9 protein-coding genes are annotated in these 12,693 nt (G+C 38.3%); 3 read left to right on the forward strand and 6 right to left on the reverse strand.

The window, feature by feature from the left end:
- Positions 1 to 6: 6 nt before the first annotated feature.
- Entirely contained in the window at positions 7 to 2,949 is a 2,943-nt protein-coding gene (locus DCS95_RS07645; protein ID WP_164674150.1) for a TonB-dependent receptor, read from the reverse strand.
- A 533-nt stretch (positions 2,950 to 3,482) separates the two neighbouring features.
- Between DCS95_RS07645 and DCS95_RS07650 the strand changes: the two genes are divergently transcribed.
- Positions 3,483 to 3,956 carry an Lrp/AsnC family transcriptional regulator gene (locus DCS95_RS07650; protein ID WP_116770230.1) on the forward strand — a complete coding sequence of 158 codons (474 nt, stop codon included), beginning with the start codon at positions 3,483 to 3,485 and terminating at the stop codon, positions 3,954 to 3,956.
- Here DCS95_RS07650 and DCS95_RS07655 read toward each other — a convergent pair whose 3' ends face one another.
- Positions 3,957 to 5,348, reverse strand: coding sequence for a Gfo/Idh/MocA family protein (locus DCS95_RS07655; protein ID WP_116770231.1), 1,392 nt, complete (start codon positions 5,346 to 5,348; stop codon positions 3,957 to 3,959).
- Positions 5,349 to 5,574: 226 nt separating this feature from the next.
- Here DCS95_RS07655 and DCS95_RS07660 point away from each other — a divergent pair, with 226 nt between their 5' ends.
- Positions 5,575 to 6,033, forward strand: coding sequence for a COG2426 family protein (locus DCS95_RS07660; RefSeq protein WP_116770911.1), 459 nt, complete (start codon positions 5,575 to 5,577; stop codon positions 6,031 to 6,033).
- Between the two features lie 106 nt (positions 6,034 to 6,139).
- Positions 6,140 to 6,493, forward strand: coding sequence for a pyruvate kinase (locus DCS95_RS07665; RefSeq protein ID WP_116770232.1), 354 nt, complete (start codon positions 6,140 to 6,142; stop codon positions 6,491 to 6,493).
- Between the two features lie 184 nt (positions 6,494 to 6,677).
- Here the strand turns inward: DCS95_RS07665 and hutG are convergent, their stop codons facing one another.
- From hutG to hutH, 4 genes are all read right to left on the reverse strand, one after another.
- Positions 6,678 to 7,634 carry a formimidoylglutamase gene (gene hutG / locus DCS95_RS07670; protein ID WP_116770233.1) on the reverse strand — a complete coding sequence of 319 codons (957 nt, stop codon included), beginning with the start codon at positions 7,632 to 7,634 and terminating at the stop codon, positions 6,678 to 6,680.
- 170 nt (positions 7,635 to 7,804) lie between these two features.
- Positions 7,805 to 9,805 carry a urocanate hydratase gene (locus DCS95_RS07675; protein WP_116770234.1) on the reverse strand — a complete coding sequence of 667 codons (2,001 nt, stop codon included), beginning with the start codon at positions 9,803 to 9,805 and terminating at the stop codon, positions 7,805 to 7,807.
- 55 nt (positions 9,806 to 9,860) lie between these two features.
- On the reverse strand, positions 9,861 to 11,114 hold the full coding sequence (gene hutI, locus DCS95_RS07680; protein ID WP_116770235.1) for an imidazolonepropionase: 1,254 nt from the start codon (positions 11,112 to 11,114) through the stop codon (positions 9,861 to 9,863).
- A gap of 4 nt (positions 11,115 to 11,118) precedes the next feature.
- A complete protein-coding gene (gene hutH, locus DCS95_RS07685) occupies positions 11,119 to 12,693 on the reverse strand; it encodes a histidine ammonia-lyase (protein ID WP_116770236.1) in 1,575 nt (524 codons plus the stop codon).

Consider the following 12,693-nt stretch of genomic DNA (forward strand, 5'->3'; position numbering starts at 1 on the left):
AAATAATTATAGGCTAAATGTTAGTCTACCAAAATAATAAGCACCTGCTGATCCTTGTTGATATTGAGAGTACAGGTTAAAAGTACGTAGCTCATATCGTATGATTTCTGGGTACTCATTGAAGATGTTATTACCACCTACCGTTAAGCTAATAGCATCTGAAAATTTATATGTAAGTCCTATATCCGTAGTAAATTCCGGTGTAAAATATTGATCGGCATAATCTGTGGTGCCATCCAATAAAGTTCTTGTTCTACTGTCTCTAGTTTGTACAGAACCGTAGCGTGTACCCCTTAACATTGCTGAGAATTTGCCGATGGAATAGTTAAGTGTACCAATGATTTTAGAACTAGGTGTACCAGTTTCAAATTGACCTATTAGTGATCGGCTTACATAAAGATCTACCAACTCATCATCCGTTAGTGTGGTATTCAGATCGGGTACATTGGCACCTTCAAATTTGTTCTCTCTAAATGTACCGGCAAGTACCATACCTAGTTTACCTGCGCCAAGGCTTGTGTTGTAATTTACAACGGCCTCAATACCTTTTGTGCTTACATCTCCACCATTGATTCTGAAACTTGCCAATCCGCTACCAATTATTGGTTCAAGCACTGGTGCGCTTGCTGCATCAAATTCACCCGTTTCAAATATTCTATCAAGAATGTCAATTTTATAAGCATCAACGGTAATGTCTAATTTTCCAATTTTAGTTGTAAAACCAATACTCATATTTCTTGATCTTTCTTCGGTCAACTGCCCTATGCCCAAGGCTCTTGCCGCAGAACTACTGTTAGGGTACAATGTGCCATCAAAAGGTACAAGACCTAAAAAGAAAGTATAGCTATGAGAATAGTTCAGTTCTTGTAATGACGGAGCTCTAAAACCGCTACTGTAAGAACCTCTTAAGGCAAAATTGTCTCCAATTTTATAACGACCGGCAATTTTACCTGTCATTACATTTCCAAAATCTGAGTAGTTTTCAACCCTAAGTGCACCTGATACCAAAAAGTCGTCGGTTACATCTAGTTCCATATCAAGGTAAGCTGCCATAACAGAACGCCAGCTGTCGCTTTCGTTCTCTGGAGCAAAGCCTCTAAAACATTGACAGTTCAATGCGTAATTTTTTACCAATAGCTGACTTACACCTGCATACTCCAATGTTTGTGGGGCACCTGAATCATCTACATAAGGGTTTCCGCTCAAATCTTCCAAAGGAAAACCATCTGGACCAACCAATGCTTGGTTATCTTCGGTTGCAGTAACTACACCGTAAGTTCCAGAGGTGTAACTTTCTTCTTGTCCTGCTTCTATTGCATAGTTCTCGAATCTAAGTTCGCCGCCAAAGGCAACGTTTAAACCAGATAAGATATCTTCATAATAATGAGATGCATCTAAGTTAATAGTGTTTTGTAGAAAACTGTGCGTACCTAAATTCATTTCGGTAGGCGAACCGGGACCAATACTGGCGTTCCATGTATTGAACATGCCGAACTGTGCGGCATTGTTTCCAAAAGTATTACTAAGATCAAACTCATAATCGCCCATAGTACCAGATACTCCTGTTGCCAGGCTGATATTATATTGGTCATTGTAGATTTGTGGTCTAAATCCGTTAGGGTAAAGGTCAAAACTTGCACGGTCAGATTGTGCGGCCCTTCTATAGAAGCAACTATATGCGTCTGAGTATTGGTAACCCACATCACCAAAAGCGTAGAAGCTTGCAGTATCAGATAAAGGTGTTTCCAAATTAAAAGCAAAACTCATATTTGTTTTTGCAGGTAGTCCAGAGTATGTAGCAACATCGATTTGTTCAATATCCCTTGCCTCCATTAAACCTCTTACCGTTTGTAGGCTTGCAATGGCTTCGGCGTCTCCGGCAGCTTGGGCTGCAATTAATTCTGGATTGGTAATTATAGGTAGTCCTTCTGTCGTTGTTCTACCGTTAGAAAGGTAAAGATCATCATAAAGCGGAGCTCTGTCGATACCTAATACTGTTGGTCTTACCGTTCGTTCCGATTGTGCTACCATAATCGATGCATTGAAATAACCACCGTTTTCGAATCCGATACCATAATTACCATCGAACTGAAAGTTTTCACCATCCCAGCCATCTAATGATCTAGTGAGTTCTCGTTCGCCTTCGGTAAGGTCAGATTCGTCATAATTTGGTTTGTTTGTATAGGCACCTGCTGTTAAGCTACCGGTAAATTCGCCCGTGCCTTTTTTCATTACCATGTTGATTACACCGGCAATGGCATCTGACCCGTATTGAGCAGATGCACCATCTCTTAGAATTTCAATTCGTTCTACACCAACTGAGGGTATAAAACGCATATCAACACCAGGACCCGGAGTACCTGTTTGGTTTGCGGCTAAAATAGCCGATGAGTGTCTTCTTTTGCCATTTACCAATACCAACATTTGACTTGCAGCCAAACCTCTTAAACTAGGTTGACTTACAAATGATGACAGGTCACCGCCACCACTTGTAAATGCGGTGAACGAGGGTGCTGCGGCCGCTAACATTTGAGAAATGTCTTGCTGGGGCATGTTGATGGCATCTTGTGCTATATCAATAACATCTACCGGTACGGGAGTATCTAGTTTTGTACGCCCCTGTTTTCTAGAACCTACTACTACGGTCTCAGTAAGTTGCTGGGCAGATTCTTCTAAAATGGCATTAATAGTAGTTTTGCTGTTAACAGGTATTTCTAATTTTGCATACCCTATAAAGGAGAATACGAGTATGGCATCACTTGATGCGCTAATGGAGTACATACCGTCAAAGTCGGTAATGACTCCTTTAGTGGTTCCTTTGACCATAACGTTAACACCGGGCAAGGGGCCTTGTGCATCGGACACTTTACCGTTTATGCTTATTTCTTGAGCTTGAACTATGTAGATATGTAGTAAGGACAAGACGGTTATAAATAGAATTTTCTTCATAATCATGTGAGTTTAGTTGTTTCTCAATGATGCATTACCTTTTAGTGTTCCTGTGGTTAATAGGAATACAATAGGGGGAATACATTATGCGTAAAAGAAAAGTTCCGGACACTTTACTGGTCAGATAATCATGTTATTAGGTGATCAAATGACTTAGACAATATTATCAAATGTAAAAGAGATAAAAAAACACGGTGTTTTTACAAATGATTGTTTTTGAAAGGGTTGTGAAGGTTTAAATTGTGGTATCGGTAGATTTTTGAATAAAAAATAACTTTTATTCAAACTTTTTAGATTTTAAAATTGATAATGTGACAATTTGATATTATTGCCCAAAAATGTGCTTTTTATGCATTTAATAATTTGATCAGAGGAAAATAAATAAAAACGCATTTATTGGCTTGTTTATTGTCATATTAATACGAAAAATTCTAATAGTATGAATTAAATTTGTTAAAATGGGTTAAAAGCCTATAATAGTTTAATGAATATTCAGTTTTTATAGCAAAAGGATTTTAAAAAGATTAGGACAGATGAGGAACAAACTAGACCATGTAGACTTTAGTATTTTAAATATTTTGGCCGAAAATGCCCAGACCCCGTACACTGATGTTGCCAAAAAGTTGATTGTTTCTCCAGGTACTGTACACATGCGAATGCGTAAAATGAAAGAGATGGGCTTGATTACCGGGGCTACCTTAAGTCTTGATTATGCTAAAATGGGTTGGAAGATGACCATTTTCTTAGGTATATTTTTAAGTGAAATCAGCTTATTTAAGAAAGTGATGCAAAGATTGAACGACATTGAGGAAGTGGTGAAAATACACCACGTAACCGGAAAATATGATGTCTTTATAAAAATGCATGCAAGAGATAGTTTTCATTACAAACAAGTGTATCAAGATGAAATACTAAGTATTTCTGGTATACGTGGTATAGAATCATTTATTTCAATTGAAGAGAATTTGGAGCGCCATATTCAATTCGTGGCAACTGAAGAGAATTAACTATAACAATTTCATTTCGGTAGGATTCCAGTGAACCGGTTGTTTTTTTGAATAGCTTTCATTGGCAAGTAGTGCCGCACCTGCTGCTCTTAGTCCAAACTTTGGGTCTTGTATAACTTCACCATTGGTTCTAATACTTCTAAAAAAATTGAAAAAATGATCGTAATGCGCCCCTTTGTAATCTCGCGGTGCTTGCCAGGTTGTAGTACCGGTAGCCAAATTACTTATTCGGGTATCTATTTTTTTAGCGGCATATTCTTTTCTTATTTGTGCCTGCATATCTTCGGTAAATGATATCATGGAATATCCACTTGGTTCCATGCCAAGTTTTGAACGGTTTACGGTAACCGAATTCTGCCCTATTTCCATTTCTCCTTCGGTACCTATTAATTTGAATCCGCCACCACCGCCACTACCAGCAATGAAATTGATACGGAAAGCTGCGTTAAAAGGGGCATGATTTTCCGTTTTTGGGTAGTCATAAAGTGTTATAGAAACATCTGGCACATCTCTGCCGTCTTTCCAATAGCGGAGTCCGCCTGTTGCCATAGCCCTATTTGGACCCTCTGAACTAATCACATAATTTAGGGTAGAGAATGCATGAACGAACAAATCTCCAGCAACCCCGGTGCCGTAATCTTGATAATTTCTCCATCTAAAAAATCGGTTGTTATCAAAAGGTACTTTTGGTGCACTTCCTAAAAATCTATCGAAATCTACCGTATCATTATTGGCATCTGTTGGTATAGGGTATTGCCATGCACCTTCAGATGAATACCTATCATTATACATGTCTAACATCACAATATCTCCGATAGCACCATCTTCATAAAGTTCTTTTGCTTTTTCATTCCCTAAAGAGGCCATTCCTTGACTTCCTATCTGGCATATTTTACCCGATTTTTTTTGAGCTCTTATAATTTCTTGTCCCTCGTTGAAATTTTGAATCATCGGTTTTTCGCAGTATACATGTTTACCCGCTTTTAATGCGGCAACCGTAATGGTTTGGTGCCAATGATCAGGTGTGGCGATTAAAACGGCATCTATGTCCTTTCTACTTAAAATTTCGCGATAATCTCTGGTTACAAAAATATCTTGACCCCAAAGTTCTTTGGCGCGGTCAAGTCTGCCGGTATACAGGTCGCATGCAGCAACTATGTTTACACCATCAACCTTTAAGGCGGCCTGTGTGTCGTAAATACCTTGAATACCCGACCCTATAAGAGCAATGTTTATTTGGTCATTACTATTGTATTGTTCTAATGCATATGCTCTAAATAAAACTTGTGTTTTGTTATTGGAAGCGGATAATATATAAGGAGCCGTACCCAAGGCTGCAGTGGTCAATGATGCCCGTTTAATAAATGATCTTCTAGAGTTCTTTTGATCCATGTTGTTTAAGTTGTTGTTTGTTGTTAGCTACTAAAAATACCAAATAATTAACCTTGCTACGTGGTCATGTTTGGATAATTTGAATTTATCAATTGTAAAATGACAAGGTGTTTTTTTATGTGGGGTAGTTCATCTGTATATTTTGTTAGTTGACAACATTTATGATATAAATGGCAAACAAATTTTCTGGATCACCGTAATTTTGCGTTCGCTTAAAAAGAAAATTTTGTTGAAAGATATATTTATAGCAGCACTTTGGAGTATCTCGCCGTTAGGAGAGGCTAAAGTTGGTATACCCTACGGTCTTTTTCATGGGGTTAATATTTATGTGGTTTTTTTAGTTTGTTTTTTAGCGAATGTTCTGGTATTTCCTATCATGATGTTTTTTCTGAATACGGTAAATACGTATTTGCTTAGATGGCATTTTTATAAAAAGAATGCCCTGTTTGTTGCCAGAAGGGCAAAAACGGGATCAGGTGATAAAATCAAAAAATATGGTTTTTACGGACTCATATTTTTCGTAATGCTCCCTGTGCCTGGCACCGGTGTCTATGCAGGTAGTATTGCCAGTTACTTGTTTAAGATTGAAAGAAAGAAAGCCTTTTTGGCTAATACCATCGGTATATTTTTATCATCGGTCATTGTTTGGGCAACTACTTTGCTGACCATGAAGGGTATGGCATAACCTTGTTGTATTCATATATTCTATTCATTTATTTTGTGGATAACTATACCTTGTTTTAATTTCATTAACAGATTTGGCCTTTTAAATTTGCAGCTTTTTTTGAGCTATGGATACCCTTAAAATTGGTGATAAATTATATAATGTTGAACAGAACGGATTCAACGATTTCGCTAGATATTCCTTTTCTGAAGTAGTGCGACTTACCGAAACTTTGGCGATTCTAAAAAATGGAGTTCGATTAATCAATAGACCTAAACAATCTTATATTATGGAAGATGTTGGCTATTCGGTTTCTCGTAATAAAGGCACGCATTGGCATATTGTTTCTTTGAAAGCAATTAGAAATGCACAAATAGAAAATGAAAAAATTAAGGTTCATGACTGGTTTGAGAACAAGCAATTTACACTGAAAGAGAAGCAGTATATTTATAAGCTTTTTAAAGGAGAAGAGGACCAATAAAATACAGAAGGGAACATAGTTTTTACAAGAAACGTACAGACCGTTTTTTTATTAGAAAAGCTTTACTACCTTTACGGCGTTGTGTTGTGTCTCAAAGAAATTTGAGGCAATTGTGTTTATCGGATTTTACCGATAGAACCCAATGAAAGGCTTTCCATTAAGGGAGGCTTTTTTTGTTTCTACCCTAAAGATTATGTATAACGTAATGTACTAAAGAAGCCGCTAGTTTGGCTGTTTGATTGTCTATATCAAAGTTTGGGTTTAACTCTACGATATCTAAACCTACTAATTTGCCCGAATCAATAATAAGCTTTAGACTTTCTAAAACAATATCGGGTGCAAACCCCATGGGCGAAGCTGCACTAACCCCGGGTGCATAAGCAGAAGAGAATCCGTCTAAGTCAATTGTGGTATAGATATAATCTACATCTTCCATAAATTGAATAAGCCTTAGTTGCACGTGCTCCAAATAGCTCATACTAAAATGATCCTGAAGTAGATAATTGACCTTTTGCGATTCTGCAAAATCAAATAGTGTTCTTGTGTTGGCATCTTTTCGAATACCTAATGCCATGTATTTTATTGCTTCATTTTTGGCTTCATGTTCCAATGCTATTTGGTAGAAGGGAGTACCGGAATTGTTTCCGTCAGTATTAGCCCTTAAATCAAAATGAGCATCAAAATTTATAATGCCTATTTTTTCCTTAGGTTTTATGTGTTGTAGTAATCCGTTATAATGGGCATATGCAAGATCATGACTTCCTCCTAGAAGTATTGGGGTTGCCCTGTTCTTTATTAATTTACTTACTGCAATTGTACATTCTTCTTGTAATTCCTCAAGATTTTGATCCTTACATTCTAAATTCCCAAAATCTATTAATTGTGTATTTTCGTTTAGGTGATTGGGCATTTTCCCTAATTGCTCACGAATGGCATCAGGACCTAAGGCCGACCCAGTTCTGCCAAGATTTCTTCTTACTCCTTCATCACTGCTATACCCTAAAAGGGCGTATTTTTTATACTCTTTTTGATATTCATATTCTTGCAAGTTCAACAACTTGACTTTCTCATGTAGGTAAAGTTGTTGGTCTGAAGAACGACCAAACCAATTATCGGTATTCGCTAATTTATAAATGGACATATAATTCTGTGTTTTTTGAATTATAAAATCTTAAATCACCTAAAATTTGGGGGGAACTTAAAATCTTAAATAATGTTTTAACCTAACGGAAAAGCAATAGCTAATGTTACGTTGCACCTGTTAAATGTGGTACTTTTTGTTTGGGGTATCCCTAATGTTGTGTTTAAAATTCAGAATAGATTTTCTAGAATATTGTCTTCCACCAAAATAGGGAAAGTAACTTTTAAATTTTCTGTTCTTTTCATTTCGCGTTTTATTGCGAACATTGCCTCTGGATTTCTTGCCCAACTACGTCTAGAAATACCGTTGTTAACATCGTAAAAGAGCATGTTTTTTAATTTGCGCTCTGCATCTTTAGAGCCATCTAACACCATACCGAAGCCGCCATTGGTGACTTCACCCCAACCAACTCCGCCACCGTTATGTATTGACACCCAAGTTGCGCCCCTAAAGCTATCGCCAATAACATTATGTATTGCCATATCGGCAGTAAATTTACTCCCGTCATAAATGTTACTGGTTTCTCTGTAGGGTGAATCTGTACCACTAACATCATGGTGGTCGCGACCTAAAATTACAGGAGCACTTAATTCTCCATTTTCAATTGCTTCGTTAAAAGCCAAGGCTATTTTTGCCCTGCCTTCGGCATCTGCATATAAAATTCGAGCTTTAGAACCAACAACTAGCCTGTTTTGTTCAGCTTCAGCTATCCATTTAATATTGTCTGATAATTGTTGCTGAATTTCTGCCGGAGCATCTTTTTTAATTTCCTTTAAAACTCGTAATGCAATCGCATCGGTCTTTTGTAAATCTTCTATTTTTCCAGAAGAGCATACCCAACGAAATGGTCCAAATCCGTAATCGAAACACATGGGGCCTAATATATCCTGTACATAAGACGGATATTTAAAGTCTATTTTGTTCTCTGTCATTACATCGGCACCGGATCTTGAAGCTTCTAACAAAAAGGCGTTGCCATAATCAAAGAAATATGTGCCTCTTGCCGTATGCTGATTGATGGCATCTGCATGTCTGCGTAGCGAATCTTGCACTTTTGATTTAAATGCGTCAGGATCCTTATTCATCAATTCGTTGGATTCTTCAAAAGTCAATCCGACAGGGTAATAACCACCTGCCCACGGATTATGCAAAGAAGTTTGGTCTGAACCAAGGTGAATGAATATGTCCTCTTTATAAAATCGTTCCCATACATCGACAACATTACCTATAAATGCAAGTGATATGATTTCGTTTTTAGAGTTGGCTTCTTTTGTTCTGGTTATTAGAATATCTAAATCATTAATCAATTCATCTACCCAGCCTTGCTCATACCTCTTTTTTGCCGCAAGCGGATTCACTTCTGCGCAAATAGTAATGCATCCGGCTATGTTACCAGCTTTTGGTTGTGCACCGCTCATTCCGCCTAATCCTGCAGTTAAGAATATTTTTCCATTGGGATTTTCATCCGACTTCAACACCTTTCTAAAAGCATTCATAACGGTGATCGCTGTACCGTGAACAATGCCTTGCGGACCTATATACATATACGAACCCGCTGTCATTTGACCATATTGGGTGACACCTAGTGCATTGTATTTTTCCCAATCATCTTGTTTGGAGTAATTGGGAATCATCATTCCGTTTGTGACCACAACTCTTGGTGCTTCTTTGGATGATGGGAATAATCCCATTGGGTGACCAGAATAGATATGCAAGGTCTGCTCGTCGGTCATTTCAGACAAATATTGCATAGTCAATAAATACTGCACCCAATTTTGGAAAACGGCTCCGTTACCACCATAGGTAATGAGTTCTTGGGGATGTTGTGCAACGGCAGGATCCAGATTATTCTGAATCATGAGCATAATTGCGGCAGCGTGACTCGTTTGTGCCGGATAATCTGAAATAGCACGAGCGTGCATCTTATATGATGGTTGAAAACGATACATGTAGATTCTGCCATAGGTCTGTAATTCTTCTGCAAATTCAGGAGCCAAAACTGAATGCCAGTCCGCCGGAAAATAACGCAAGGCATTTCTAATTGCCAATTGCTTTTCTTCTTTAGAAAGTATCTGCTTTCGGTTTGGTGCGTGACTAACCGCTGAAGAACGCTCCTTTTTTGGAGGTAATTCAGTAGGAATCCCTTGTTGTATTTCTGACTTAAAATCCATTTTTTATGTTTTGAGCTATAGAATTAGAATATTTTAAGAGTTCCCCCTTTGGGGGCTAGGGGGCTTTATGTCTATCAAAAACCAACTCACCATTTTTCCAAATCATACATGGTTTTAGATTTCCTTGGTTGTATAGAATATCTTGGTAATTGTCTGAATGAAATACCGCCAGGTCAGCTAAAAGTCCCGCTTCCAATTTGCCGCGATCTTCTAGTTTTAAAGCTGCCGCTGCTCTAAATGTGATTCCTGCCAAGACCTCGGCATTGGTCAGTTTTTCAAAGGTTCCCAGAATACTGGCTTGGGTCAGTAAATCGCCCATTGGTGCGGATCCTGGGTTGTGGTCACTGGCGATGGCAAGTGCTGCTCCCGCATCTAACAGTTTACGTGCGGGAGTAAAATTGTATCCTAATCCTATGGAAGCACCTGGTAATGCAACCGCTATGGTATCGCTGTTTGCTAAAAGTTCAATTTCTGTATCTGTACTAGCTTCAAGATGGTCTGCGCTAATAGCTTTATGGTCCACGGCAACTTTGCTTCCGTTTGTTGAAAACTGATCTGCGTGCACGGTAATATCAAAATCTAGTTCACTTGCTTTGGTGAAATACGCCTGAATATCATCGGCAGAAAAAGCGCTTTGTTCTATAAAAGCATCTATTCGATGGGTTAGATTTTCCTCTTTAAGAACAGGGAATAGCTCCTCACTTATCATTTTTAAATATTCCTTCTCTGAACCTTTAAAATCCTTGGGTAACATATGTGCAGCAAGGCATGTAGCTATCAATTCTGGTAATGCCTTTTCATTAGCTTCTTTAATTGCGCGAAGCATTTTCAATTCTTCATCTATTGTTAGTCCGTAGCCACTTTTAACCTCTAGTGTAGTGGTGCCATTATTTAAATGCCGATTGGCTCTTTTAATGGTATTTTTGGTCAACTCTTCAATACTCGCTTTTCGGGTTTCGGTAACGGTATCCCAAATGCCACCACCGGCATGTGCAATTTCTAGGTAAGATTTTCCGGCATTTCGCATGGCATAATCTTTGGCGCGCGAGCCACCAAAACAGATATGGGTATGGGCATCTACAAAGCCAGGAAGACAAACATGATTTCCTTTTAATAATTGGATGTCCGCTTCTGGATATTCTGATTTTAATTCATCAAAATTCCCTGTGGCAAGTATTAGGTTATTTTCTATCACAATTCCGCCTTCAGCAAGCACCTCAAGCTCATGGTCGGAAATTGCACCTTTCAATGCCAACCCGGTCATGGGTATGATTTGTTTAAACGGACCTATAAGTGTTCTTTTTGTCATTAGATTAGTAGTTTTCGAACTCTTCTGAGTGTTTTGTCTTTAAAGATATGTTATGTTCCGCTTGTACACGATCTATAACTTTAAGTATGGTCTGATCTTTTATCATGGCAATACCTTTTTCAATATCGTCTGCAAATACGCGGTCTTTACTTGCAAAAGCTACTTGCTCACGTACTGCATTATATACCTCGTCCAAATAAATGCCCGATTTCAACGGTTTTCTAAATTCAAAAGCTTGTGCAGCGGTCAGTAATTCAATTGCCAAAATCTTTTCAACATTACTAATAACCTGCAACGCTTTTCTACCACCAATAGATCCCATACTTACATGATCTTCTTGACCAAGGGAAGTTGGGATACTATCTGCGCTTGACGGAAAACAAAGTCCCTTATTTTCACTTGCCAATGCTGCAGTAGTGTATTGTAAAATCATGTATCCGGAATTGATGCCGGTGTCGTTCATAAGTAATTTGGGTACACCGGGACTGTTTCCTTCTAAGGATAAATAAATACGCCGGTCGGAAATGTTTCCGATTTCCGATGCAGCCAAACACGCATAATCCAATGCCATGGCTAAGGGTTGACCGTGAAAATTACCGCCGCTAATGGTCAATTCTTCATCTATAATTACGGGATTGTCAGTAACCGAATTTAATTCTACTTCCAATAATTTTTTTAAATGCAACCAAGCTGTTCTAGAAGCCCCATGAATTTGTGGTATACAGCGAATGGAGTAGGGGTCTTGAACTTTTTCGCAATCTACATGGGCTTCCATAATTTCAGAGCCCTTCAATAATTTCTTTACGCGTTTTGCCACATGCACATTACCTTTGAAAGGTCGAAGTGCATGAAGCTCGTTATAAAATGGTTTAACTGAACCCTGTAGACCTTCAATCATCATGGCGCCAATAACATCTGCCTGAGCTAGAATTGAATGTAGTTGTGCTACCACTTTTACGGCATGTGCCGCTATAAATTGTGTTCCGTTTATCAATGCTAGACCTTCTTTTGGTCCTAATTCAATTGGAGCCAATCCTGTTTTTTTGAAAAGTGCTTCAGTAGTTATCGTTTCATTCTTGTATTCTACCTTACCTAAACCAATTAGTGGTAAGAACAAGTGGGATAGCGGAGCCAAATCTCCCGAAGCACCCACCGATCCTTGAGAAGGAACTACTGGAATAGCATCGTTCTCTATATGCCATATAATACGTCTAAGGGTGTTCAATGCTATACCGGAATATCCTTTTGCAAGAGATTGTGCTTTAAGGATCAACATTAATTTAGCAATATCTTTTGCTATAGGTTCGCCAACACCTACACTATGGCTTTGAAGTATATTGGTCTGTAATATATTGGTTTCCGATTTTGATATTTTTGTTGTGCATAATGGTCCAAAACCGGTATTGATACCATACACAGGATGCCCTTTCTCTACAATGTTCTGTACAATTTTCCAGCTCTCGTTTATTTTATGTTCTGTAGCTTTAGAAAGTGTAATAGTATAGTCATGGTTTACAATTTGCATTGCTGTACCTGCAGTAAGCCAATCTTCTCCCAATTTAAAGGTCTGTTTGCCCAT

The organism is Maribacter litoralis (assembly GCF_003075045.1).
GTDB classification, from domain to species: Bacteria; Bacteroidota; Bacteroidia; order Flavobacteriales; family Flavobacteriaceae; genus Maribacter; species Maribacter litoralis.

Coding starts and splice junctions, on each gene's coding strand:
- DCS95_RS07655 (WP_116770231.1), bottom strand. CDS start 5,348: ATGGATCAAAAGAACTCTAGAAGATCATTTATTAAACGGGCATCATTG.
- DCS95_RS07665 (WP_116770232.1), top strand. CDS start 6,140: ATGGATACCCTTAAAATTGGTGATAAATTATATAATGTTGAACAGAAC.
- DCS95_RS07675 (WP_116770234.1), bottom strand. CDS start 9,805: ATGGATTTTAAGTCAGAAATACAACAAGGGATTCCTACTGAATTACCT.
- hutG (WP_116770233.1), bottom strand. CDS start 7,634: ATGTCCATTTATAAATTAGCGAATACCGATAATTGGTTTGGTCGTTCT.
- hutI (WP_116770235.1), bottom strand. CDS start 11,114: ATGACAAAAAGAACACTTATAGGTCCGTTTAAACAAATCATACCCATG.
- DCS95_RS07650 (WP_116770230.1), top strand. CDS start 3,483: ATGAGGAACAAACTAGACCATGTAGACTTTAGTATTTTAAATATTTTG.
- hutH (WP_116770236.1), bottom strand. CDS start 12,693: ATGGGCAAACAGACCTTTAAATTGGGAGAAGATTGGCTTACTGCAGGT.
- DCS95_RS07645 (WP_164674150.1), bottom strand. CDS start 2,949: ATGAAGAAAATTCTATTTATAACCGTCTTGTCCTTACTACATATCTAC.